Source organism: Hoylesella pleuritidis, assembly GCF_963541955.1.
Taxonomy (GTDB): Bacteria; Bacteroidota; Bacteroidia; order Bacteroidales; family Bacteroidaceae; genus Prevotella; species Prevotella pleuritidis.
Map to the genome: position 1 here is coordinate 1 of NZ_CAUTUT010000008.1, position 25,911 is coordinate 25,911.

The window sequence follows — 25,911 nt, forward strand, 5'->3', positions numbered from 1 at the left end:
TATTAAAAATGAAATATTCAAGAGAAAGCAGTTTCATTCTATTTTGGAAGTCAGGATAGAAATAGATAAAGCAATCGAATTCTATAACACTCAACGCCCACACATGAGTATAGATTTAATGACACCCGTACAAGTCTTGGAAAGAACCTGAGAGATAAAGAAAAAGTGGAAAAGCTATCGTGATAGAGCTATCAAAAAGCTCACACCGGAGTAAAATATAATACAAACAAGGCAGCCAAGTCTAATAGTTAGATAATAAAAAAGACATAAAGATAAGATTAGGATTTTAGAAATTGGGGCAAGAGCTTATGTAAAAGACTACATAACCGCACCCTTATTCCTGAAGTTTGTTTACCCTTGTTCCCCTTTATATTTTACAGTATAGACTGAACGCTATGGCCGATCTATATCAGGCATAAGGTAAATATAGTAAACTTATATTAGGAATAAAGAATAACATGAGTCAACTTTTATCAGGGATAAAGCTATAAAAAGTCAACCAAAACCAGGCAATCACAGCTTTTTTCTTTTTTCCGAGTATGCAGGAACCTGTGTATACATATGCATAAAGTGTTCAAAGGTATTGCAAGTTCTGACGATGTCGAGCAGACCTTTGACTTCGATAGTGAAAGTTTCAATTCAATAATGTAGAATTAGTTCGATGTTTTAAACGACGCGATTAGCACGATGGTTCCGATTTCAATTCAATAATAGACAATTAAGTTATAAAAAAATAAAAAATAAAAAAAACGCTATGAGTATTTTCCATTAGAACAAAGATTAAGACTTTATTGTTTACCTTTACAATTCCATCTCACGTATATATAGTTTACATATGGATTTAATGGAAGCCTTGATCGTTCAAAATCTGAAAGAGGGCAACGAGCATGCTTATAAGTATGTATTTGATGCCCACTATGATGTGTTGTGCGTCATTGCTGTCCGTTATCTGCATGATGATTTTATGGCCGAAAGTGTGGTGGGCGACGTGATTTTCCACCTTTGGGAAACGCGTGAGAATATCGATATCCAGACGTCTTTGCGTCAATATCTTGTCCGAAGCGTGCGCAATCGCTGTCTCGACTATCTGAAGTCGCGCCAGTTTCGTCATGAGCAGACGCTTTCGACTTTACCTGATGATAGCCGTCTGCTTGAGCGATCTGCCAGTCACGATCATCCGCTGGGCTATCTATTGGAGAAAGAACTCGAGCAGACCATTAACGATGTCATCGAAGGGTTGCCGGCCGATTGCCGCCGCATTTTCAAGATGAGCCGCTTTGACGGTAAGAAGAACATCGAGATTGCCCAAGAGTTGGGTATTTCAGTCAATACCGTGAAGTATCACATGAAGCAGGCCTTACGGCTTTTGCAGCAGCAGTTGGGCAAATACTTCGCTTTTTTGCTGATGGCGTATTTCTCCTGATAACCTTTCATGGGGCTTCATGAACCCAACGGCTGGATAGGAAAATTGTATATAATGGCTTCATGAAACCCCAAAAAATAATATATTCACTACCCCCTTTGCCTTTTTTTTCGTCTCACTAATACCTAAACCAAAATGATGACAGAACCTACCAATTATATTGACGACCTAATCGTTCGCTTTTTCACTGATGATCTTACCGCTGACGAACGCCTCGAGCTTGATAATTGGAAAGTCGAGAGTCCAGACAATCATGCCCATTTCGAGCAGTTAGAAGAGATTTGGTTTTCTGTTGCCAACCCGGATGCTGCTGGTCGTTTCCACAAGGAGCGTGCCTACATCGAGTTTCTGAAGCGTGTGGCTGTAGCCCGAAAGGCCGAACGATCACGCGGTCGTCGCTGGCCGATCCTGCTGAAATATGTCGCCGTGGCCGTACTGACGGTAGGCCTATTCCCTTACCTATTTTATAATATAGGCCGACAGGGGCTTTTGAGTGCCTTTACCAATATCTATGTAGAGGCCCCGTTAGGTTCAACAACCAAGATGCTGTTGCCCGATGGCACGCAGGTATGGCTCAATGCCGGTTCGAAGGTGAGCTATTCACAGGGCTTCGGTGTGGAAAACCGTAATGTGAGTCTCACAGGTGAAGGCTATTTTGAAGTGACGAAGAACAAACAATTGCCCTTTACGGTAAACTCGAACAATCTTAGCGTGCGCGTGTTGGGTACCAAGTTCAATTTTCGTGACTATGCTACGGACGATGAAGTCGTGGTCGATCTGGCCGAAGGCAGTGTGGTTCTTGATGTTGCAGACTATTCCGATCGCCACTATCAGTTGCGCCCTAACCAGCGGGCCGTGTTCTCCAAGACCTCCCGTCAGGTATATATCGGTGACTGTGTGGCTACGAATGCCAGTCAATGGACCGACGGTGCCATCGTGCTCGACGGCAAGTCAATGAAGGATATCGCTTTGCAACTATCGCGCAGTTATAATGCCGATGTTGAAATCACGAACCAGCGGGCAGCCTCCATGCACTTCTACGGCTCTTTTACCCGACGGTCACAAAGCCTGAAAGACGTGCTCGACGCCCTCTCTTCGACGGGCAAGATACGTTATCGGATGGTTGACGAGCGAAAAGCCATCGTTTATTGACATTAGAAAAGATATTTGACCTAAATCCTATGACCCCTAAAACCAATAACCACCTATGAACAGTAAATGATCGACAAAAGTACTTAACTCAGAAAATTACTCAATATACATCTTCAGTTACCCTACAAGACAATTCAAACCAAGCTGGGGGCTGAAAGAAATCTGTGATTATTAACCAATTAAATTTATAAAACTGAATGAATAGCAAAAGAAAAGGTCTATTAGTGACTGCGTTTCTGTTATGTCTGAATCTGAATATGGCAGCTCAGCACGTTTCGCTCAATCTGAAAAGTGTTACGGCGAAGAAGGCCATGGCAGAGTTGAGACAGAAGAGTGGATATTCATTCGTATTTGAAGCCGGCGACCTCAATACCCAGAAGGTTGTCAGCGTCAACGCGACGAATATCAAACAAGCCATCGAACAGATTCTGCAAGGGCAGAATCTGTCTTACGAAATCAAAGGTAAAAATATTATCGTTTCCAAATCTTTTTCACAAAACACACAACGACAGCGAAATGTCGACGAGAAGAAAAAGGTGAGTGGCATCATCAAGGATGAGAACGGTGAGCCTGTCGTTGGTGCCACCATCCGTCAGAAGGGGGGGCAGGGTGGAACCATCACCGACATTGACGGCCATTTCACACTGATGGTCGATGAAGGATCCGAGCTGGAAATATCCTACATCGGCTACGACACGAAGACTGTGCGCATAGGAAAGAATAACAGCTACAACATCAGTTTGTCGTCGGGATCGGCCAAAGAACTGAATGAAGTAGTCGTCACGGCCCTTGGTATCAAGCGCGAACAGAAAGCGTTGAGCTACAATGTGCAGCAGGTGAATGGAGATGATCTCGTGTCAAACAAGGACGCCAATTTCATTAACTCGCTGAGTGGCAAGGTGGCAGGCGTGAATATTAATACTAGTTCGTCGGGTGCCGGTGGCGCGTCGAAAGTGGTTATGCGAGGTACACGAAGCATTGAGCAGTCGAGCAACGTGCTGTATGTTATTGATGGTGTGCCTATGTTCAATATTGGTGGCAATGGCGACTCGGTATTCGGTTCTAATGGTACTACCGAAGGAATTGCCGACATCAACCCCGAGGACATTGAGTCCATGTCGGTATTGACGGGTGCGGCGGCCGCGGCCCTCTATGGTAACCGTGCGTCGAACGGCGCTATTGTCATCACGACAAAGAAAGGAAAGGTCGGCTACACAGAGTTTACTGTAAGTCAGAGCACAGAGTTCTCGGAAGCATTCCGTCTTCCGGAGTTTCAGAATCGCTACGGAACGGGAAGCGGTTTGCGTCAGGCCGGTGCCGACAGTTACAGTTGGGGTCGCTTGCTCAATGCCGCCAATTACATGGGGTACGATCCGAAGAGAGATTATCTGAAGACCGGTATTATGACAACCGAAGCGTTCTCTGTGTCGACAGGTTCAGAGAAGAACCAGACTTACTTCTCAGCCAGCGCGTTGAACTCCGGCGGCATCATTCCGAACAACAGCTATAACCGTTATAATTTTACGTTCCGCAATACGTCGAGCTTATTAAACGGTAAATTGCTGCTCGACGCTGGTGCTAGCTATATCATTCAGAACGACCGCAACATGACCAATCAGGGTGTGTATGCCAACCCCTTGGTGTCGGCCTATCTCTATCCGCGCGGCAACGACTACAATGATATGGCCATGTTTGAGCACTTTGATACCAGACGAAATATTTATACGCAGAACTGGAATAATCTGCTAAGTGAATTCGTGGGACAGAATCCTTACTGGATTAACTATCGCAACCGCCGCACCAACAAAAAGTACCGCTATATGATGAATGTGGGCCTGACCTATAAACTTACCGATTGGATGAATGTTTCGGGCCGTATTCGCATTGATAACGCTACGAATACTTTTGAAAAGAAGTACTTTGCCAGCACCAATACAACCATTGCTGGCGCCAACGGTCAGTATGCTAAAATCAAGACCGATGACAAGCAAACCTACGGCGACTTGATGTTGAACATCAACAAGCGTTTCTTGCAAGATAAATTTTCTGTTGTTGCCAATATCGGCGCGTCCCTCTCCGACATCAAACAAGACCAGACGGGTATCGACGGCCCAATAGCTGATAACCTTATACCCAATGTTTTCAATGAATACCAGATTGACGTCAACCGTGAGAAGCGTTCCCCAAAAGGCTATCACGAACAGACCAAATCGCTCTTTATCAGCGTTGAGTTGGGATGGAATAGCCAATACTATATCACCGTTACAGGCCGCAACGACTGGCCTTCAATGTTGGCCGGTCCACACTCCAACAAGAGCTCTTTCTTCTATCCTTCTATCGGTGGTTCGTGGATTATCTCCGAGACCTTGAAGATGCCCAAGGCCATTGACTTTTTGAAGGTGCGTGGTTCGTTTGCTTCGGTGGGTATTCCTTTTGTTCGCGAAATTGCCAACCCGAAACACGAATGGGACAACAATACTAAGCAGTGGAAGAGCCAGACGATCTATCCTATTTATGATCTGAAGCCTGAAACCACCAACTCGTGGGAAGTGGGTTTGCAGGCTCGTTTCCTGAAACACTTCAATCTGGATGTGTCTTTATACTGGACCAAGACGTTCAATCAGACGTTCAATCCTGACATTTCCGTGTCATCAGGTTATTCCGCACTCTATATCCAGACGGGTAATGTGTCGAACAACGGTATTGAGTTGGCATTCGGCTACAATAACAAGTGGGGCTATTTTGGTTGGTCGAGCAACTACACATTCAGTTCAAACCGCAACAGAATCAATGAGCTTGTCCGTAATTACATCCATCCCGAAACGGGTGCTGTTATCAATAAGGATCGCCTTGACGTAGGTGGTTTGGGCAATGCCCACTTCATTTTGAAAGAAGGAGGCACGTTGGGCGACCTTTATTCTCTGACCGATGTCATGCGTGATGACAAGGGTCGTGTGTATGTCGACAAGGATGGTAAGGTATATCGTAATAATAATGTAGGCGATATCAAATTGGGTTCAGTATTCCCGAAGGCCAATATGGCTTGGCGCAACGACTTTTCTTATAAGGGATTCAATCTCGGCGCGATGGTCAGCGCTCGCTTTGGTGGCATCGTTTATTCAGCCACACAGGCCGCACTCGACCTTTATGGCGTATCAGAAGCCAGTGCGAAAGCTCGTGATAACAAGTATGTGAAAGTCAACGGCAACGACCATCTCAATCCCGAGTCGTGGTATTCGACCATCGGTGCCAACGATGGTATTCCGCAATTCTATACCTACAGCGCCACTAATGTCCGTTTGCAGGAAGCCAGCTTAAGCTACACCTTCAAGAAGAAACATTTCTTCGGACTGGGCGATCTCACGCTCTCTTTTATTGGACGCAATCTACTGATGTTCTATTGCAAAGCACCGTTCGACCCTGAGACAACAGCTACCACGGGTAACTACTATCAGGGTATTGATAAGTTTATGACACCAAGCACCCGCAACCTTGGTTTCAATATCAAACTTAAATTCTAAAGTGAAGTCATTGAATTATGAAACAGTATAAAAATATCATATTGTCAACGGTATCGGTTGGCCTTGTATTGGGCTTTACAGCTTGTACCAACAGTTATGAGGAATACAACCAGAATCCTTATGGCGTATCAAAAGAGGAAATGCAGCGCGACGCCTACTCGTTGGGCGCTGCTATGGTGAACCTCCAAAGTTGGGTCGTTCCGACCGATGTCAACACCAACCAGTTCACAGAATGTCTGTGTGGCGGTTCTTATGGAGGTTATATTTCCGACTCGAATGCTGGTTTTACCGGGAAAAACTTTGCACAGTATAGCCCTGAAAACGGATGGAGCCGCGTATTATTTAAGGACATCATTCCCAAGCTTTTCATCTATTTCAACGAAGTGAAAGGCGCTACCGATAATCCAGTGGCACTGGCTGTAGCCGAAATCATCAAGGTGGCGGGTATTCATCGCGTTACCGATGCTTATGGTCCTATCCCTTATTCCAAGGTGGGCGTGAATGGCGAGATTACCGCTGCTTACGACTCACAGCAGGAAGTCTATACGCTGCTCTTCAAGAAGCTCGATGAGGCTGTCAAGACCTTGTCTGCCAACCGTACTGCCAACTTCTCTCCTAAGGCCGACAAAGTGTATGGCGGAAATGTAGAGAAATGGATCAAGTTTGCCAATTCTTTGCGTCTGCGTCTGGCCGTTCGTATTTCAAAAGCCGACCCTACAACCGCCAAACAGCAAGCTGAATCTGCGGTGAATCACGAAATAGGCGTCATGACATCTAACGATGACAATGCTTTTATGACCTTGTCGAGCACTAATCCTTTTGAAATAATCATGTATGAATATAATGGCGGCGACTCACGTGTCGGAGCCGATATAACCTCCTACATGAACGGATATAATGATCCGCGTCGTTCCGCAATGTTCACCAAGTCAACCTTTGCCAACGGAACTAACGGATACTATGGTCTGCGTTCCGGAATACAGATTCCGGGTGGCGAGATAGCCCATGCTTATTCTAACTATAACGTGAAGACAGATACCAAACTGTTATGGATGAATGCGGCAGAGGTGGCTTTCCTTCGTGCGGAAGGTGTGTTGAAGGGCTGGAACATGGGTGATAAAGCTGGCAATTTCTATGCGAAGGGCATTAAACTCTCTTTCGAGCAGTGGGGCGTAAGTGGAGCAGAGAAGTATTTGGCCGACGCTGCTAGTACACCAGCGCTTTATAATGACCCAGTTGGAAATAATTCCTATAGTGGTAAGACCTCGACCATCACCATCGCGTGGAATGACAGCGACACGCCGGAGCAACAACTCGAACGCGTCATCACGCAGAAGTGGTTGGCTATGTTCCCGCTCGGACTTGAGGCTTGGGCCGACTATCGACGCACGGGCTATCCGCAGCTCATGCCCGTCAAAATCAACAATAGCGGCGGCATTGTCAGCACAGCGCGCGGCGCACGTCGTTTGGCTTATCCGCAGGAAGAGCGTATCAATAATCTTGACAACTACAATGCAGCCGTTGGACTGCTCGGAGGTGCCGACAATATGGCTACCGACGTGTGGTGGGCAAAATAGGCCGTAAGGTAAAAATATTTATAGAGAATTATGATTACCGATTTAAAACTGAATAAAGAAATGAAACATATCATCAAGAGTCTGATATTTTTAACGATTTGTACGATGACCTTGTTCCTGGGTAGCTGTGATACGGACGTTGAACCTATAGACATCAACCAATCGGGTATTGAGAAGCAGAATGCCGAACTCTACCGGAACTATCTCACAAACCTTAGGGCCTACAAGACGAGTCGTCATAAAATTATGATGGCATGGTTCAACAATAGCCAGGCCATTCCCTTCACACAAGCTCAGCATATCAATGCCGTGCCAGACAGCGTAGACTATATCGTGCTGACGAAACCGGAAACGCTCACGGAGCAGATGATGAAGGAAATCGAGGAAGTGAAAACCCAGAAAGGAACGAAAGTAGTATTCCAAATCAGCTGCGAAGACATCAAGGTGGCTTATGATGCTCAGAAGAAGGCTTTCGTAGAGAATCCCGATAATGCGGGGAAGGGCTTCAAGGACTTTAATACCTACCTTGTCGATTCACTCAATACGCAAATGAAGCTTATTGACAACTTTAACTACGATGGCGTCATCATGGGATTCAACGCCAAACTGACCCTTTACCTGACCGAAGAGCAAAAGGCTGAGGCTATGGCCGTGGAAACCGTGTTCTTCGGAATTGCCAAGGATTGGGTCTCGCGACATAAGAACAAGGAACTCATTATGATGGGACGCCCGCAGTACGTGACTGACAAGACGTTGTTGGAGCAGGCTCGCTACATTATCATTCCTACGCAGGCAGAGAAGTCGGTCTATGGAGTGGACTATCTCGTGCGCAAGGCTTTGGACAAAGGCGTGCCCTCCGACAAGTTTATTCTGCTGGTTAACAACAAGTCGGCTGATGAAACCGACACTAAGACTGGCTACTGGGGCAAGATGCTGGCTATGCACGGCATTGCTAAGTTCGTTGCTTCCGATCACACTGGCTACACCTGTGCCGGCATGGGACTGCTCAACGCCAATGTAGACTACTACAACGCGTTATTCACTTACCCCAATCTGCGCAAGGTAATCTCGACTATCAATCCAACCGTTAAAGAATAAAAAAATGAAGAAGCTATTTAAATATATGTCGCTCGTGGCTGCTGCCTTTCTGATGGCGGCCTGCCAGAACAACGATGAAGCCAACTTCAAGAGCAAGGCATTTATCGACGGCAAGACATTCACTTCGGAAACGATCATCAAGGGTGAGATGAATATCGTGAAGTCGCTCATCCTTTCGACGGCACGCCCGGCCGAAAAAGAACTGAATGCCACTTTCAGCGTGGCTGCCAATCTGGTAGAAACCTATAACCAAGCCTACTACGCTAAGGCCGTCATGCTACCCGATACCTGCTACAAGGTGGTCAAGGGCGACGTGAAGATTAACCAAGGTAGCGTGAACAGCGACAAGGCACAGTTCGCATTCTTCAAGTTGGGCAATTTGGATCGCGCCACCACCTATGTGTTACCTGTGACGGTGAACTGTCAGGATATCGAGGTGTTGCAGTCGGCGAAGAACTATTATTTCGTGTTCCGTTCCGGTGCACTCATCAATGTGGTAGCTGACATGAGCAAGAACTTCCTCACCATAAAATGGGCAACACCTGATTTGGTGAACAACATGAACCAGATTACGATGGAAGCGCTCATCTATCCGCGCGAGTTCGGTAAGATCATCTCTACCATTATGGGTATTGAGGGCAACTTCCTCATGCGTATCGGTGACGCCGGTTTCCCCGGCAACCAGATTCAGATAGCCACCAGTTCGGGCAATTTCCCCGATGCCGACTCTAACAAAGGCCTACAAACTAACCGTTGGCAGCACGTAGCCATGACTTACGACGCTGATACGCACGAGGTGAAAGTCTACGTCAACGGTAGCTTACAGTCACAAGGGATGCTCAGACACGGCAGAATCTCCATCGTAGGAAATGGTACCGATCGCGACTTCCTCATTGGCAAGTCGTATGACGATGCCCGTTGGTTCGAGGGAAATATGTCTGAGGTGCGCGTTTGGAATGTGGTGCGCACGCAGGAAGAGATTGCTGGAAACTTCTATAGTGTCGATCCCAAGTCGAAAGGTTTGGTAGGCTACTGGAAGATGGACGACAGCACAAGCCCGAACATCGTCAAGGATGCTACCGGCAACGGCAACGATGCTACGGCCAATAACCCATTGTCATGGCACAACGTGTCGCTGCCCGAGAAGAAATAACCCTTTAACTTAAATCACATGAAACTTATGAATATCAATAGTATCAAGACGCTGGCACTCTCGCTGGCAGGACTGGTCATAGCGGCTTCCTGTGCGAACGATATAGACGTGCCCCGCGTCGACGAAAGTAACTATCGGACGTCGGAGAACAATCTCGCTTTTATCACCGATAAATACGGCTACAGTCGTCAGGACTCGCTCATCTTCAACGAGAAAGGCTCCATCGATTTCTACGTCAACCTGTCGAAGGCTGCCACTACCGACCAGGAATACACGTTGATGTATGACACCAAGGCCCTCAAAAATTACAATAAGGTTCACGGAACCAACATCAAGGCCATGCCCGAGAAGCTCGTCAAGGTGGGTGGAACGGCAAAGGTGGCTGCCGGAGCCATGAAGTCGTCGAAGGTGACTGTAGAATATACTTCGGCCGAAGAGCTGGAGAAGAACGGCATCTACGCCATTCCCGTGAGCGTGAAGGGCGCCGCTCAGGCGTCGAAGGACAAGGGCGAGTTCGTGCTCATCGTGCGTGACATCACCAAAATGCCCAACTGTCACAAGGAAGGTGGCCTGCAGGTTATCAGTTGCATAGAGGTGAACGATGCCAATCCGCTTCATAATCTCTGCTATACGCTGAAGGAGTCGGGCAAATTCGTCATCGACCAGGTGATTCTCTTCTCGGGAAACATCAACTATAACGTAGAAACTGGCGAGGTGTACAACTACAACAATGAGAACGTGCAGCACCTGCTCGATTATCGGGAAAAATATCTGAAGCCGTTGCAGCAAAAAGGCATGAAGGTCATTCTGGGTATTTTGGGCAACCACGACCGTTCGGGTGTTGCCAATCTTTCTACTGAAGGGGCTAAAAGATTTGCCCAAGAACTGAAAGCGGTTGTCGATGCTTACGGACTCGATGGCATTTTCTTTGATGACGAGTATTCCAGTTATGGCAGCTATCCCGGATTCGTTGCTCCGTCAATTGAAGCCGCGTCGCGTCTTTGCTACGAATGCAAGCGTGCCATGCCTGATAAACTCATGGAAGTGTACGTCTACAGCCGTACTGGAAGTTTGTATGAAGTAGACGGACATCAGCCTGGCGAATACATCGACTACGCTATTCAGGACTACGGACGCTACAGCGATCTGGCCCGCAACTATCCCGGATTAGCAAAGAAAGGCATGATTCAGGCTTCGTCTGAGTTTGCTCAAGGACGCATCATTAGTTCATGGGAGGCAGAGCGGATTAAGTCTGAGGGCTATGGCGGCACAATGGTGTTCTCGCTGAATCCCAATAATGGCTATGCTTCTCGTTTAAGCACGATCACTCAAGCTTTCTATGGCGAGGCGACCATACGGACTGGCAACTATGCAAAAGATTGGTAACATGCTAAAAATATAAAAAGATGAAAGCAAAATATTTGTATTCGGCTATGGCGGCAACTGTTCTTGCCTTGGCACTTATTGCCTGTAGCAACGAGAACGATATGCCCGAACCAGAACAGAAGCTGAAAGAGACGACGCCCATCACTTTGAGTACAGACACGGTGAAGGTAGGAGTGGGTGAGTCTTCCACCTTTAATATCACTGCCGGCGGCGGCGATTATAAACTGATTGTTGAGAATCCGGATGTTGCCTCGGCCACGATAGCGGGCAATGTCGTGACTGTTAAGAGTGCGGTGAAAGGAAAAACGGGAATTATCATCTCGGATGCCACCGGCAACTATAAGCGTGTCATCGTGAAGTCGATGTATTTCAAGATGACGCTCAATAAGGAAGTTGTGAACATAACAATGAAACTCGGCCATACCGACGGCACTGCCGAGGTGACCGTGACCGGAGGAAATGGCAACTATAAGGCTGTCAGCAACAACACGAAAGTGGCCGACGTGCAGTTCGTAAAAGGCGATGTGATTACTATTCGGGGCGTGGCGAACGGCTCAACAGACGTCATCGTCACTGACATGATGGGGCTGAAGCAGACTGTTAAGGTACAGGTAGAAACCACCGACGTAGCTTTCACCGAGGAGGAAAAGGCAAAAATCATGGCGTCGACAAACGACGGTATCTTCTTCGACAACGATCGATCTTCCAGCTGGGGTACGATGGGACTGACTAAGGACAACGGTATGAATCTTGCCCAATGGGATTTCTACGGCAATTGTATCAAGTGCTGGTTCAGCGGTGATCTCACCGTAGGTAAGAAATCTGATGGAAAGGTGTTGGTTAACGACCCGTGGAGTAGCAACCAAAAGACCTATGAAAACGTGAACGTCGAAATTATCAAGGTTGATGGTTCGCGCGTGTGGGGTATTATGTATCTCATTAAGGATAACTATTTACACTCCGGTTACTTCTGTTTAAAGAAGGCTGAAGCTGAAATTGAAGATTAACTCAAAACTTTTTCTATCATACGTTGGTAATAAGTAGTTATACTGATTGGGAAAGGCCTGCGATAATGCAGGCCTTTTCTGTTTTTATTTCAGCTTGTTTGAATGCTCACTTCACGTATTCCCTTTCTCAGGGAGTATAGAAATCATATGTTTACAGGCTGGTAAAGAAGTTCGAAGAAGCGAGCAAAAGTACACGTGAGTGAGCGGAGAAACCATATTATAAAACTTTAAATATATAGTCTTTTACCCGTTGGCGGAATTACTTCTAATTGATCGTATTTTCATTTACTGTTAATCATCCTGCAATATACCGTTAATAGTAAGGTGTTTAACCATTAGTTGCAAGGCGAGAAGTCGTTAAACGGAAAATGTTTTATATATTCTTGATTTTCAGGAACATACAAGATGCTCTGGCCTATGCTTTCTCTTGCTCTCTTGTTTTAAAAAAGCGGAATCTTTATTCACAGATTTCTGACTTTTTAATTTATGAAGTTAAGAGAATAATTGCCCCACTTGATAGACTGCGGCACTCACAATCCACGCTAAGGCTGTGGTGTAGAGAGCGCCGAATAGTGCCCATTTCCACGAGCCACTCTCGTTCTTGATAGCCGCAATCGTGGCCACACAAGGGAAATAGAGCAGCACGAAGAGCAGATAACTGTAAGCCGCAAGCGGCGTGATACCGTCTGAAAGCATCTGACGTCTTAGTCGGGTGTATTTGGCGGTATCGTTGTCAGTGTCGTTACTTTCAGCCACACTCGAATCATTACTGTATAATACACCCATTGTTGAGGCTACGATTTCTTTGGCTCCGACACCGGCCAGTAGCCCCACATCAAGTTTCCAATCAAATCCCTGCGGGCGGAAGACCGGTTCGATGGCCTTACCGATTCGCCCAATATAGCTTTGCTCTTGTTGTGTCTGATTGTCTAACTGATCGTTGTGTGGGAAATATCCCAGTGCCCAAACGATAATACTGGCCACGAGAATGATGCCTCCCATCTTTTTGAGATACTGTTTGCCTTTTTCCCAAGTGTGGCGAATGATGGCTTTACTCGTGGGAAACCGATAAGGAGGAAGCTCCATTACGAAAGGTGTGTCTTCGCCTTTGATGACGTATTTGCTGAACAATCGACTGATAATTACAGCCATCAGAATACCGATGGCATACAGAGAAAGCATAATAATCGAGCGATATTGTAAGGCGAAGAAAGTGCCGGTAATCATTATGTAAATGGGCAGGCGGGCCGAACAACTCATCATCGGGAGTACCAGCATCGTGATAAGTCGCGACCGTCTGCTCTCGATGGTACGTGTGGCCATAATTGCCGGCACGTTACAACCGAATCCCATAATCAGCGGAATGAACGATTTGCCGTGCAAGCCCATCTTATGCATCAACTTATCCATAATGAATGCCGCGCGCGCCATATAGCCGCTGTCTTCCATAAACGAAATGAAGAAATAGAGAATCAATATTTGTGGCAGGAAAACAATCACTGCTCCGACACCTCCGATCACACCATCGACAAGCATTGCTTTGACTGGACCGTCGGGCATTGACCTACTAACCCAATCGCCTAAGGCTGCAACACCCGCGTCGATCCAGTCCATTGGATATTGTCCTATCGAAAAGGTGACTTGGAACATTATATAAAGGAAAAGGAAAAAGAGAGGAAAACCTAAATATTTGTGCGTGATGATGGCATCTAAGAAATGTGTCGTTTGATAGGTATCTTGTTTTTTGCCTTCGGCAAAGCCAGCTTCCTGTAAGGCGCCGTGAATAAACCCGTATTTCGCATCCATTATAGCCGTTTCACAGTCTTCCTTAGTTTCTTCTTTGATCAGCTGCTCGCCCCGGGCAACAGCACTGCTGACGGCTTGGGCGTTGGGCAACGTACGGGTAAGCGCAGTGATGTTGGCATCGTTTTCCAAGAGCTTGATTGCTAAATAACGAGTGGAATATTTCGAGTTGAGTTGCTCGTTATCGCGCAGCGTTTCTCGTATATCGTCAATGGCTTGCTCGATGTATTTTCCATGATTGACGTGAATATGTCGGAAAATATTGCGTCGTGGACGTGTACCGTGAGCAAAATCTTCGAGGTGATCTGTATCATTCGACTTCTCATAACGCTTATGCCAGTTCTGTAAATCCTTAGCAACTTCGGGGTTGATGTTTCCCTCGCGATCTAAAAAGTCGACGCCTTCATACATATTGATGATGATGTGGAAAAGCAAGTCAACGCCGCGCCCTGTCCTGAAAACGGTTGGAATCATCGGAACTCCGAAGAGTTGACCCAATTTTTGATAATCAAGTGTGTCGCCGCGCAATTCAAATTCGTCAAACATATTCAGTGCACAGACCATTCGGAGGTCCATATCCACGAGCTGGGTGGTGAGATAAAGATTTCGTTCAAGATTACTTGCGTCGATGACATTGATGATAATATCGGGTGTCTTGTCAAGAATCTGGTGCCGCACATACATCTCCTCCGGGCTGTAAGCTGAGAGTGAGTAAGTGCCGGGTAAGTCGACGAGATGAAACTCATAACCTTCGAATGAAGCGCGGCCCTCTTTGGCGTCGACAGTTACGCCCGAATAATTGCCCACACGTTCGTGAGCACCCGATGCAAAGTTGAACAGCGAGGTTTTGCCGCAGTTGGGATTGCCCACGAGTGCGACATTGATGGTGCGCCGTTTTTTCATTGCAGCGTCGTGCATTTGTTGCTCAGTAAGCGGCATTCGTTCTTCATTTGAATTGACGAAGATGCTGTGCCGATCAGCTGGTGCGGCTTCATTTTCCTTCAAGGCCAATGCTTCGTCTACTGAAATAACTTCGATCATTCGGGCCTCATCACGTCTGAGTGAGATCTCATAGCCCATAATCTTATATTTCACAGGGTCTTGCAGCGGTGCGTTGAGCAGCACTTCTACGGATTTCCCTTTAATAAACCCCATCTCGACAATACGTTTGCGAAAACTACCGTGCCCTAAAACCTTGACGATGACGCCGCGTTGGCCTGTCTTTAAATCTGATAATCGCATCATAATCTGTCTTAAACTTCAAGTTTGTTGCAAAAATACGATATTTTTATTGCAAATGGGTTGCAAGGTTTTTAAAGTGGGTTAAAATGTAGGATAACAGATGAATCCTTCCAAGAGAAATCTGTTTAGCGGATCATTTATTTGGATTCAGATTTTATTTCTATTCTTGGGCTTGGATGTTGAAATAATCTTCAAGTTCTTTCTCGGCGCTTCCGGCCTCGTTGGAGAGGTCTTTTAGAATGCAGCCGTGCTCCAAAAGCGCGATGCGTGTGCTGATATCGACCGTGTGTTGGAGATTATGACTGGATATGAGGATGGTGGCTCCTGTGGCGTGATTATAGTCGACGAGGAGGCGTTTGAGGATGTTCTGACTCGATGGGTCTAAAAAGTTGAAAGGCTCGTCGAGAATAACTGTCTGCGGGTGATTAAAGAGGGCCGAGATGATACCGATTTTTTGCTTGTTGCCGGCAGAGAAGTCGCGGATCAGTTTTTTATGCCCCAAGATTTCACCGTTCATCAGTCTGGTGAATTCTTCGATGCGTTCGGCGATGAGAGACTTGTTCATATTGCATATTTTGCCGATAAACTCGAAGTATTCTTCGGGCGTAAGAAAGTCGATCAGAAATCCTTCGTCGATGTAAGCACCTGTAACTTGTTTCCAATCTTCCGACTTTGCGGGATTGGTTCCGTCAATTGCGACTTCTCCTTCATCTGCTTTGAGGAGATCGAGAATGAGTCGGAACAGGGTAGTTTTACCTGCTCCGTTGTTGCCGACGAGGCCCAATATCTCACTGGAATGAATTTGAAGCTCCGGGATATCTACTGCGACGTTGTCTCCGAATGCTTTTTTCAGATGGTTGATTTGGATAGACATATAAGAGGGGGATAGTAAATGAGTAAACAAGTTAATGAGTTGATGAGGGATGGAGTTAGCTGGTGGCAGATTAACGAATTGACGAGTAGATAAGCGAAAGAATGTTCTTGTTTACTCATTCACTTGTCTACTCGTCAAACTTATTCACTCATTACTGCCGGATTCCTCTGCCGTGGCAGTTCTTAAATTTCTTACCGCTGCCGCAAGGACAGGGATCATTTGGGCGCGGCATCTTCTCTTTTATATACGGCGTGTGGCTGTGTTGCACATTCTCGCGTGTATCTTGATGGGCTGCTGCCTGCTGATCGGGATCGGTAAGACTGTCTTTCTGCTCGGTGTAGCGCTGGCTTCGTTCTTCGGGTGCAGCCTCTTGAATCTCTTGCTGCATATCGGGGATTTGCCCGCGCATCAAGATGCTGGAGATGCGATTGTTCATATCGTTGACCATCGAGTCGAAAAGTTTAACGCTTTCGAGCTTGAATATCAATAGTGGATCTTTCTGTTCGTAAGACGCGTTTTGCACACTGTGGCGGAGTTCGTCAAGCTGCCGCAGGTTCTCTTTCCAACAATCGTCGATAATATGAAGCATAATTACTTTCTCAAATTGTTTGACTACCGACTTGGCTTCACTGTCATAAGCCTCTTTCAAATGGCAAGGGATATTGAAAACCTGCCTTCCGTCAGTGATGGGAACCATAATGCGCTCGAACTTGCTGCCCCCATTCTCTTCCACTTGTTTGATGACAGGGTAGGCGAGGTTCTGTATTCGGTCGGTCTTGCGTTTGAAACTTGCCATCGCCTCCTGGAATGTTCGCTCTTCGAGTTCTTGTCGGTTGCCGTTGATAAACTCGTTTTCATCAAACGGACACTCCATAGCCAAGACTTTGAGAAAGTCTTCCTTGCAACCTTCAAAATCGTTAGATTCGATGGCATTGACCACGCGATCCCAGATAATATTGGTAATATCCATTCCAATTCGTTCGCCCATCAATGCGTGACGACGTTTTTCATAGATTACGGTGCGCTGTTTGTTCATCACGTCATCATATTCCAATAGGTGCTTACGAATACCAAAGTTGTTTTCCTCCACTTTCTTTTGCGCCCGCTCGATGCTCTTGGAGATCATCGGACTCTCAATTCGTTCACCGTCTTTAAAGCCGAGTCGATCCATCACACTGGCTATTCGCTCGGATGCAAACAGACGCATCAGCTTGTCTTCCAACGAGACATAGAATACGGAAGAGCCTGGATCGCCCTGGCGTCCGGCACGACCACGAAGCTGACGATCTACACGACGGCTCTCGTGTCGTTCTGTGCCGATGATAGCCAAACCGCCGGCTGCTTTGACTTCGGGCGTGAGCTTGATGTCAGTACCACGTCCGGCCATATTCGTTGCAATAGTTACGGCTCCCAACATACGTTCTTCCTCGTGTGTGTTTCCGTTCTCATCGGTAATCATGCATTTGCCGAGTGTACTGCGTCCGGCCTCTGCCACGATATTAGCTTCTTGTTGATGGCGTTTTGCATTGAGCACATTATGGGGGATATTACGTAGTTTTAGCATACGCGAGAGTAACTCTGAAATCTCGACAGAGGTCGTACCCACCAAACAAGGGCGTCCTTGGTTGCGCATTTCGACGATTTCGTCGATCACGGCCGCATATTTTTCGCGGGCCGTTTTATAGACACGGTCGTCCATATCATTGCGTTGTATGGGTTTATTAGTCGGAATCTCTACCACGTCTAACTTGTAAATGTCCCAGAACTCGCCTGCTTCGGTAGATGCCGTACCCGTCATACCCGCTAATTTATGGTACATACGGAAGTAGTTCTGCAACGTAATCGTAGCGAAAGTCTGGGTAGCGGCTTCTACTTTTACGTGTTCTTTGGCCTCAATAGCTTGATGGAGCCCGTCGCTCCAGCGGCGTCCCTCCATTATACGGCCTGTTTGTTCGTCGACGATTTTCACTTCACCGTCCATCACCACATATTCATCGTCCTTATTGAACATCGTATATGCTTTCAGCAATTGTTGCAACGTGTGTACGCGTTCGCTTTGAACAGCATAGTGATTAAGCAGCTCGTCTTTCTTATCTAACTTGTTTTGTGCATCGAGCGTAGCGTCTGCCTCTAATGCGGAGAGTTGAGATGTGATGTCGGGCAACACGAAAAGGTCGCGGTCTTGCACTTGATTAGCCAACCACTCTGTTCCTTTATCGGTGAGATCACAGCTGTTCAGCTTTTCATCCACCACAAAATAGAGCGGTTCTACAGCCTCGGGCATACGGCGATTGTTGTTTTCCATATAGATTTCTTCCGTTTTCAGCATCCCGGCTTTGATTCCCTCCTCGGAGAGATACTTAATCAGCGGTTTGTTTTTGGGCAAACACTTATACGATCTATACAGAGAGAGAAAACCTTCGTCCGTCAGTTTCTGGTCTTTCTTTTCTTGTCCTTCGGTGATTTTGGCACGAGCGTCGGCCAAGAATTGTGTGGCCAACTTACGTTGTACGTCGACCAAGCGCTCCACTAACGGCTGATACTCCTCGAACATCTGGTCATCGCCTTTGGGAACAGGGCCCGAAATAATGAGCGGTGTACGTGCATCGTCAATCAAGACAGAGTCTACCTCATCCACGATTGCATAGTTATGAGCCCGTTGTACAAGGTCGGCCGGCGAGATGGCCATATTGTCGCGCAGATAGTCGAAGCCGAATTCATTGTTCGTTCCGAATGTAATGTCGGCCAGATAAGCTTTTCGACGTTCAGGCGAATTAGGCCGATGTTTGTCTATACAGTCCACCGACAGACCATTGAACATATAAAGTGGGCCCATCCATTCAGAGTCACGCTTGGCCAAATAGTCGTTCACCGTTACGACGTGTACGCCGTTTCCTGTCAGCGCATTAAGGAAAACAGGGAGCGTTGCAACCAAAGTTTTACCCTCACCTGTGGCCATCTCGGCGATCTTTCCTTGATGGAGAGCGATTCCTCCAAAGATTTGCACGTCGTAATGAATCATTTCCCATTTGAGGTCGTTGCCTCCGGCAGTCCAGTGATTATGGTAAATCGCTTTGTCACCGTCGATGGTGATGAAGTCGTTTGTTGGATTCCCAGCCAGTTCGCGGTCAAAATCCGTTGCCGTAACCACGGTTTCTTCATTCTCTGCAAACCTGCGAGCCGTATCTTTGACAATGCTGAAAGCAACGGGCATTACCTCGTTCAGGGCTTTCTCATAAACCTCTAAAGCCTCTTTTTCGAGCTTGTCGATTTGGTTGAAAATATCTTCGCGCTCATCGATAGGCGTATCTTCTATTTTCGATTTCAGCTTGGCAATCTGCTGTTTCTGCTCTTTTGCTGAGTCTTGCACATATTTTTTGATCTCGTTGGTCTTAGCGCGCAACCTGTCATTACTCAGTTTTTGAATGTCGGGATAGACCTCTTTCACTTTCTCGACAAGTGGTTGAATGAGTTTCATATCCCTTGATGACTTGTTGCCGAACAACGACTGTAAAATCTTAGTTAAGTTCATTATATTTTGGTTTATATATTTCTAACAACTGACCGTCTGTATTTAGTATTTCCAAATAGCCGGTACAAAATTACGAATAAAATTTGATTTTAAGGCAAATTACATTTCTTTTGTAATTTGCTGGGCCTTTCTCGCTTTAGGGAAGAGGTTCGGTCTTACAGGCATTGGGTGCTCTGATGTGAATGGTACGTGCTATCGTAGGCGCAATTTGGTCTACGGTTACAGGGGTGGAAATGCGTTGTGGCTTGATGCCCAACCCGTAAATGATGATGGGAAAAGGAATTAAACCCGACCGTGAAACATAATTTTCCTGATTATCTTCGTTGAGAAGTTTCCAGCCCGGTGCTACTTCAATGATGATGTCACCGCTGATAAGGGCATTATATCCATTGCGTATCTTTGTGATATCATTGCCGTTGGCCAACAGACGTTCGCTGGTGAAAACATCGCTTACACCTGCATTCTGGATTAGGAAGTCTTGGCTGCGGCTCAATACGTCGCTGAGATTGAGACGTTTCTGCTCGATAAGATTGCGATTGAGATAGATTTCGTTGTGGAAACAAGTCTCTACGTACCGTCCCTGGCCGTAGATAGCACCGAGATAGATGTTGAGCAGCTTGGCTGTACGATTGATATAGAATGTACCTGTTGGTATGCGATATTTGGCATAGTCGATATTCGGTTCTTCATTATAGCCTGAACTTGTGACGACAAACATCACTCGATTTTTTCCTACGGTGGTTTCGATGTCCGTAATCAAGTCAGAGAGCAGTTTATCTAATTGCAGGTATATACTTTCTGCTGCTATTTTAGGATTGGATGTGGTTGCGGGTTTGGCTGATAAGGCCACTGCCAACAAGTCGGTAATTTCATCTTTACCTAACGCATTGTCTTTAATACACGCTTTGGCAGCCTTGACTATGAATGCATTTCGGCCTGCCACGGTAGTCAACTGTTGGTTGTTCACCTTGTTATAAGCTGCGATCCAATTGCGTATTTTGTCCGGATAATAGGCAGAAGTGGTTAATCCGCTGCCTTTATCATCAATCCACAGTGCTCCGTCTGCGGCGTGTCCGGCAGAGAAAACAGCTGTCACTTTGTTAGGAGCGATGGCATAAACGAGGGCGTTCCCATTGCTGGAAACCTTCATTTCATCACCGATCGTGGAAGTGGACATCCTTGACGGTGATGTGATATATCGCCGATCGTCGGTACAGAACACCGGTCTGAGTGTGCTGCGATCGAGCCATTGTGTTGCAACGATGCTATTATAATAAGGTGTAGTGCCCGTAGCGATGGAAGCAATAGCCGATGCTTCGTCTACGGGAATAAACGGATAGTTGGCTCCGTCGTATACACGTCCTTGTTGCAACAGTTTTCTCAATCCGTCTGCTGTGTACATTGGGGCAAACGTCTCGATATAATCTGTGCGCAGTTGGTCGATGGTAATATTGACCACAAGCCTCGGAGTAGGTTGCAGCAACTGTGCATTGGCGGTAGCTGTGAGGGCTACTAACAGGGCCGTTATATATCTGTTCATTTCTTTTTGGTTGTAAATCGCAGAGCCGACGCGTATCTGATAAGCAAAGATAGTGCCACAATGTTCATTCCCTCTGCATAACCTTGGATAAAGTTTCCAATGAAAAAGAGCAGTGTCAGTACTGTCATCGTGGGGAAAAGCCAATATCTTTGTTTTCTGCGCAATGCTTTAATAGCCGGCCAAATGAAAAGGAGCGGAAGCGGATTGAGTACCAATATTTGTAGGTTGAGACTCACAGTAGGATGTTGCGAGAACACCATTGCAGTAAGGATAATTCCGGCCAGTCCGCAACTAACCATTAATGAGGCGTCGAAAAGCCACAAATTGCAGTGCAAAAAACGCTCAATTGCAAGGCAAATAGCCGTTAATGACAGGAGGATGAACGAACACTCGATAGGACGTAAGGGAAAAGACGTTCGATGAGGGTGTATCTGTTGCTTGAGTAACGTTTCTGTCCGGCTTACCAATTTGTGTGTGGAACCATCGGAAGCGGTGATATATGCGTGGTCGAAATCGCGTCGTAGATTGTCCGGTAAGAATTCTTGCTGTTCGGCAGTAGTCTTGAAATCGGCCTTCATTCCTAATAAGACATCGTTCCCGAACATTACCCAAGGATAAGTTTTGTCCCATTGATGCACCATTTCTCGGTAAGTCAAGGTACGTACTTTGCGGTCTGATGAAGACACTTTACCGTCGAGATGGCCGATAATCATATCTCGTGCACGTGTGGTGCAATTGTCGTAGAAATAATTATATCTGTAAACCCGGTTCTCTGGTAGATAATTCTCATCTATAGCGCGGGCTATCCGTAGCTTCTCTTCCGGGGTTAAGTCCAATTCCTGTTGGATGATACTACGTCCCTCGTTACTGTATTGTGCAAAGAAATCATCGAAAGATTCGATACCCATTTCATAATCGGTAAGGCCGAAAACGAATCGTAAGACAAAGTAAGGTTTCTTGAATGAGAACATTCCATAATTGATAACGAGATCTTCGCCACGGTTTCGGTCTTGATATCTGAGGGCCGTATGCCCGAAAAGGTTGTACACCTCGTTTCCCGGTCCACACGTCAACAGGCTGATTGTGATAGAGGCTGGTTTGGCCGGCATAGTCTCTTGCGACTGCGCCCTACCATTATCTGTTAATAACAGAAAAATAAACGGTAATGTGAACCTTAATATATTATTGAAACGTTTCACGATGCAAAAATAACTTATAAATCTCACTTGGAGTGCTCCTATTTCGTTTTTTTTCGATATTTTTGCATCCGAAACTGAAACATACGATGTAATGAAGAGAATATTTTGCGCTTTCCTGCTGGCAGCAATATCGATAACCGCAGTGGCTCAAAGCGGTACCAATTCGCCGTACAGTATGTATGGATTAGGCGCATTGGCTGATCAGACAAGCGGATTCAATCGTGGGATGAATGGGCTTGGACTTGGTTTTCGTGAGCATAACCAAGTGAACTTTCTCAATCCGGCATCTTACTCCTCCATAGATTCCCTTTCGTTCATTTTCGATGCCGGTCTTTCAGGGCAGATTACGAACTTTCAGGAGAACGGGAAAAAGGTGAATGCCAAGAATGCAGACTTTGAATACGTTGTTGCCGGATTTCGTGCTTTCAAGCATTTCGGTATCAGTTTCGGTCTGATTCCTTATTCCAATGTGGGGTATCAATATCAGAATACGCAACAGGTGAGTCCCGGCAGTACGGTTACTTCTACGACTTCGTATTCGGGAAGAGGCGGATTGCATCAGGTATACATCGGTTTTGGATGGGAACTTGTTAAGGGACTATCCATAGGAGCTAATGCTTCATATTTGTGGGGCAACTATACGCGATCTGTTCTCAATACTTACAGCGATTCTTATGTCAATACTTTGTCACGGATTTATACAGCAAACGTACACAATTATAAATTAGATGTCGGTTTGCAATATGCTGCCCGGTTTTCCAAAAGCGATCAGTTAACGCTCGGTTTGGCTTATAGCTTAGGTCATAAGCTTAACGCTAATCCCAAGTGTGAGATTGTTTCTTCCAATCCTCAGACACAAGTTTCTTATTCAAAAGCCTATACAGCCGATGACGCTCTTGAACTTCCGACATCTTATAGTGTAGGACTTGCGTGGGATCATAAGCGCCAATGGAAGGTGGGCGTTGACTATAATCTGCAAAAATGGGCTGATGTTGTCTATCCCTTATATACTAATGTGAACAACGTACCGCAATATTCGGCTGCAACCGGACAGTTCAAGGATCGTCATAAGTTGACTTTGGGTGCCGAATTATGTCCCGGCGAGACAGCCCGCAACTTTTTCAAGCGTGTGCATTATCGTGCTGGCATTTCTTATGTCACACCTTATTTAATAATCAATGGTACAGAGGGGCCCAAAGAAATGAGTGCCAGTTTAGGTCTCGGCATACCTGTTATGAATGGAATCAACAACCGTTCCATTCTCAATATCAGTGCCCAATGGGTGCGGATGGATTCTAAGACACTGCTCAAAGAAAACACTTTCCGTATCAATATTGGTCTGACGTTCAATGAACGATGGTTTGCTAAGTGGAAAGTAGATTGATGAAACGCCTCTTTTCGTGTTCATTGTTTATCCTGACAATTGTGTTTCTCATTTCGTGTGAGGAGCAACGAGCCCACACTGCGCCTGGAATTTATCCGCGAGATTCGGTTGCCGCGATGATCAGTTATGGTGTCAATACATTGATTTCAGATTCGGGTGTAATCAAATATCGTATTGTTACTGAGCGGTGGGAGGTAAACAAGAATCGACATCCGTCGCGGTGGATTTTCGACAAGGGACTTTTCTTGGAGCAATTTGATGAGAAGTTTCACGTACAAGCCTATATTCAGTGCGATACAGCATATTATTATGACTTACAAAAGTTGTGGGAACTTCGCAGTAGAGTACGTATTCTGACTAAGGATGGACTGCGATTCGCCAGCGAACGACTGTTTTGGGATGAGAATCAACACGAACTTTACTCTGATGTTTTCTCGCGTTTGATAACGCCGGAACGTCAGTTGCAAGGTACTTATTTCCGTAGTGATGAACGAATGACGCGTTATTTCGTCTCTAACAGTAAAGGTTCGTTTGCTCGAAATGATTTTGAGAGTTCAGGAGATACCCTCCAATCGGCTTCCGATTCGGCCAAAAGTGTGCTACGTATGCGTACGGCTCCGCAGCGGAAGAATAATTCAATACCTCTGACTCATTAAATGGAAGAAGGAATAAGTATATCCCTCATCATCGGAATCATCGTGACAATGGTTTTCTCTGCATTCTTTTCGGGAATGGAGATCGCCTTTGTGACGAGTAACCGAATGTTGGCCGAGATGGACAAAGAGAAAAATGGGCTCTCTCAACGACTGCTTTCCGTATTCTACCATCATCCCAACAATTTTGTCAGTACGATGTTGGTAGGCAATAATATTGCGCTGGTCATTTATGGAATCTTGATTGCCAAGTTCTTTGATAATACGATTTTCCGAGGAATGGAAGCCGCTTTTACAGTGCCGGCAGACACAATTCTTTCTACAATTATCGTGCTTTTTACGGGAGAGTTTTTGCCCAAAACATTGTTTAAGAGCAATCCTAATCGGCTGCTTACGGTTTTCGCTATCCCGGCTTACGTTTGTTATGTGGTGCTTTGGCCTATCAGCAAGTTTGCAACATCGTTATCGCGGATGCTGTTGCGTGTTATCGGCGTCAGGATGTCAAAAGAAAGTGTTGACGAAGCATTCACGAAAGTAGATTTAGACTATCTTGTTCAGTCGAGTATAGATAATGCCAAGAGTGAAGATGACATTGAAGATGAGGTCAAGATATTTCAAAATGCACTGGATTTTACTGATACCAAGGTGCGAGACTGTATGGTGCCGCGTACTGAAATCAATGCCGTAGATACAGATAACTGCTCGATCGACGATTTAAAGCAGAAGTTTATCGAGAGTGGAAACTCTAAATTGATTGTTTACGAAAGTGACATCGACCATATTATCGGTTATATCCATTCATCGGAGCTGTTTAAGAATCCCGTGAATTGGCGCGACGGCATACGTACGATGCCGTTTGTGCCTGAGACGATGGCTGCTTCTAAATTAATGCAAACATTTTTGCAACAGAAGAAAAGCCTTGGCGTTGTTGTCGATGAGTTTGGTGGAACGAGCGGAATTGTCTCTTTGGAAGACATCGTTGAAGAAATTTTCGGCGAAATTGAAGATGAACATGACAATGCGAAATACATTGCTAAGAAAACCTCTGATGGCGAGTTTATACTCTCGGCGCGGCTCGAGATAGACAAAGTGAATGATAGGTTCGATCTCGATCTGCCCGAAAGCGATGAATATATGACCGTGGGTGGACTCATTCTGCATTATTACCAGAGCTTTCCTAAGCTTAATGAGATTGTCAAAGTGGGACGTTTCGAGTTTAAAATCATTAAGAATACAATGACGAAAATAGAGCTTGTGCGACTAAAAGTGAACTAATAATGGCAATTTTCGCGTGAAAAGTTCCGTTATGTGCTATCTTTTTTGTATTTTTGTGCGCATTTATATAATGAAAGAAATCATAAATAATA

17 protein-coding genes are annotated in these 25,911 nt (G+C 45.8%); 12 read left to right on the plus strand and 5 right to left on the minus strand.

Features of this window, described 5'->3' with window-relative positions:
• Window positions 1-13: 13 nt before the first annotated feature.
• The 9 genes from RWY97_RS09910 to RWY97_RS04615 all read left to right on the plus strand — a co-directional run bounded on the left by RWY97_RS09910 (window position 14) and on the right by RWY97_RS04615 (window position 12,317).
• Window positions 14-151, plus strand: a complete 138-nt coding sequence (locus tag RWY97_RS09910; RefSeq protein WP_390883258.1) for an integrase core domain-containing protein — start codon at window positions 14-16, stop codon at window positions 149-151.
• A 684-nt stretch (window positions 152-835) separates the two neighbouring features.
• On the plus strand, window positions 836-1,423 hold the full coding sequence (locus RWY97_RS04580; RefSeq protein WP_315565769.1) for an RNA polymerase sigma-70 factor: 588 nt from the start codon (window positions 836-838) through the stop codon (window positions 1,421-1,423).
• A 135-nt stretch (window positions 1,424-1,558) separates the two neighbouring features.
• A complete protein-coding gene (locus RWY97_RS04585; protein ID WP_315565771.1) occupies window positions 1,559-2,575 on the plus strand; it encodes a FecR family protein in 1,017 nt (338 codons plus the stop codon).
• A gap of 197 nt (window positions 2,576-2,772) precedes the next feature.
• Window positions 2,773-6,096: a SusC/RagA family TonB-linked outer membrane protein gene (locus RWY97_RS04590; RefSeq protein ID WP_315565772.1), complete on the plus strand. Its 3,324-nt coding sequence runs from the start codon at window positions 2,773-2,775 to the stop codon at window positions 6,094-6,096.
• A 17-nt stretch (window positions 6,097-6,113) separates the two neighbouring features.
• Window positions 6,114-7,673 (plus strand): RagB/SusD family nutrient uptake outer membrane protein, encoded by a 1,560-nt coding sequence (locus tag RWY97_RS04595; protein ID WP_315565773.1) that lies wholly within the window; start codon window positions 6,114-6,116, stop codon window positions 7,671-7,673.
• A gap of 60 nt (window positions 7,674-7,733) precedes the next feature.
• A complete protein-coding gene (locus RWY97_RS04600) occupies window positions 7,734-8,771 on the plus strand; it encodes a glycoside hydrolase family 18 (RefSeq protein WP_315565775.1) in 1,038 nt (345 codons plus the stop codon).
• Between the two features lie 4 nt (window positions 8,772-8,775).
• Complete coding sequence (locus RWY97_RS04605; RefSeq protein ID WP_273178180.1) at window positions 8,776-9,924, plus strand: DUF1735 and LamG domain-containing protein; 1,149 nt, start codon at window positions 8,776-8,778, stop codon at window positions 9,922-9,924.
• A gap of 27 nt (window positions 9,925-9,951) precedes the next feature.
• Window positions 9,952-11,310 carry a BT_3987 domain-containing protein gene (locus RWY97_RS04610; protein WP_315565778.1) on the plus strand — a complete coding sequence of 453 codons (1,359 nt, stop codon included), beginning with the start codon at window positions 9,952-9,954 and terminating at the stop codon, window positions 11,308-11,310.
• 20 nt (window positions 11,311-11,330) lie between these two features.
• The gene (locus tag RWY97_RS04615) at window positions 11,331-12,317 is read left to right on the plus strand and encodes a hypothetical protein (protein WP_315565780.1); all 987 of its coding nucleotides are present in this window, start codon (window positions 11,331-11,333) and stop codon (window positions 12,315-12,317) included.
• Window positions 12,318-12,809: 492 nt separating this feature from the next.
• Here RWY97_RS04615 and feoB read toward each other — a convergent pair whose 3' ends face one another.
• From feoB to RWY97_RS04640, 5 genes are all read right to left on the minus strand, one after another.
• Window positions 12,810-15,362, minus strand: coding sequence for a ferrous iron transport protein B (gene feoB / locus RWY97_RS04620; protein WP_315565873.1), 2,553 nt, complete (start codon window positions 15,360-15,362; stop codon window positions 12,810-12,812).
• 160 nt (window positions 15,363-15,522) lie between these two features.
• Window positions 15,523-16,236: an ABC transporter ATP-binding protein gene (locus tag RWY97_RS04625; RefSeq protein WP_021584699.1), complete on the minus strand. Its 714-nt coding sequence runs from the start codon at window positions 16,234-16,236 to the stop codon at window positions 15,523-15,525.
• A gap of 151 nt (window positions 16,237-16,387) precedes the next feature.
• Complete coding sequence (secA, locus tag RWY97_RS04630; RefSeq protein WP_315565782.1) at window positions 16,388-19,768, minus strand: preprotein translocase subunit SecA; 3,381 nt, start codon at window positions 19,766-19,768, stop codon at window positions 16,388-16,390.
• Between the two features lie 136 nt (window positions 19,769-19,904).
• Window positions 19,905-21,308: an alkaline phosphatase family protein gene (locus RWY97_RS04635; RefSeq protein WP_315565784.1), complete on the minus strand. Its 1,404-nt coding sequence runs from the start codon at window positions 21,306-21,308 to the stop codon at window positions 19,905-19,907.
• On the minus strand, window positions 21,305-22,417 hold the full coding sequence (locus RWY97_RS04640; RefSeq protein ID WP_315565786.1) for an Lnb N-terminal periplasmic domain-containing protein: 1,113 nt from the start codon (window positions 22,415-22,417) through the stop codon (window positions 21,305-21,307). Before RWY97_RS04640 ends, RWY97_RS04635 begins: the two co-directional genes overlap by 4 nt.
• Window positions 22,418-22,598: 181 nt before the next feature.
• Between RWY97_RS04640 and RWY97_RS04645 the strand changes: the two genes are divergently transcribed.
• From RWY97_RS04645 to RWY97_RS04655, 3 genes are read left to right on the plus strand one after another with little or no spacing between them, the layout of a single operon-like run.
• Window positions 22,599-23,891 (plus strand): BamG family beta-barrel-assembly machinery protein, encoded by a 1,293-nt coding sequence (locus tag RWY97_RS04645; protein ID WP_315565788.1) that lies wholly within the window; start codon window positions 22,599-22,601, stop codon window positions 23,889-23,891.
• Complete coding sequence (locus RWY97_RS04650) at window positions 23,891-24,547, plus strand: LptA/OstA family protein (protein WP_021584681.1); 657 nt, start codon at window positions 23,891-23,893, stop codon at window positions 24,545-24,547. The genes RWY97_RS04645 and RWY97_RS04650 overlap by 1 nt, the downstream gene beginning before the upstream one ends.
• A complete protein-coding gene (locus tag RWY97_RS04655; RefSeq protein ID WP_021584738.1) occupies window positions 24,548-25,819 on the plus strand; it encodes a hemolysin family protein in 1,272 nt (423 codons plus the stop codon).
• Window positions 25,820-25,911 lie beyond the last annotated feature (92 nt).

Bases quoted from the DNA above. Each gene is read 5' to 3' on its own strand.
- RWY97_RS04600 (WP_315565775.1), top strand. From the start codon at position 7,734: ATGAAACATATCATCAAGAGTCTGATATTTTTAACGATTTGTACGATG.
- RWY97_RS04595 (WP_315565773.1), top strand. From the start codon at position 6,114: ATGAAACAGTATAAAAATATCATATTGTCAACGGTATCGGTTGGCCTT.
- RWY97_RS04645 (WP_315565788.1), top strand. From the start codon at position 22,599: ATGAAGAGAATATTTTGCGCTTTCCTGCTGGCAGCAATATCGATAACC.
- RWY97_RS04610 (WP_315565778.1), top strand. From the start codon at position 9,952: ATGAATATCAATAGTATCAAGACGCTGGCACTCTCGCTGGCAGGACTG.
- RWY97_RS04590 (WP_315565772.1), top strand. From the start codon at position 2,773: ATGAATAGCAAAAGAAAAGGTCTATTAGTGACTGCGTTTCTGTTATGT.
- secA (WP_315565782.1), bottom strand. From the start codon at position 19,768: ATGAACTTAACTAAGATTTTACAGTCGTTGTTCGGCAACAAGTCATCA.
- RWY97_RS04605 (WP_273178180.1), top strand. From the start codon at position 8,776: ATGAAGAAGCTATTTAAATATATGTCGCTCGTGGCTGCTGCCTTTCTG.
- RWY97_RS04635 (WP_315565784.1), bottom strand. From the start codon at position 21,308: ATGAACAGATATATAACGGCCCTGTTAGTAGCCCTCACAGCTACCGCC.
- RWY97_RS04655 (WP_021584738.1), top strand. From the start codon at position 24,548: ATGGAAGAAGGAATAAGTATATCCCTCATCATCGGAATCATCGTGACA.
- RWY97_RS04640 (WP_315565786.1), bottom strand. From the start codon at position 22,417: ATGCCGGCCAAACCAGCCTCTATCACAATCAGCCTGTTGACGTGTGGA.
- RWY97_RS04625 (WP_021584699.1), bottom strand. From the start codon at position 16,236: ATGTCTATCCAAATCAACCATCTGAAAAAAGCATTCGGAGACAACGTC.
- RWY97_RS04580 (WP_315565769.1), top strand. From the start codon at position 836: ATGGATTTAATGGAAGCCTTGATCGTTCAAAATCTGAAAGAGGGCAAC.
- RWY97_RS04615 (WP_315565780.1), top strand. From the start codon at position 11,331: ATGAAAGCAAAATATTTGTATTCGGCTATGGCGGCAACTGTTCTTGCC.
- feoB (WP_315565873.1), bottom strand. From the start codon at position 15,362: ATGCGATTATCAGATTTAAAGACAGGCCAACGCGGCGTCATCGTCAAG.
- RWY97_RS04585 (WP_315565771.1), top strand. From the start codon at position 1,559: ATGATGACAGAACCTACCAATTATATTGACGACCTAATCGTTCGCTTT.
- RWY97_RS04650 (WP_021584681.1), top strand. From the start codon at position 23,891: ATGAAACGCCTCTTTTCGTGTTCATTGTTTATCCTGACAATTGTGTTT.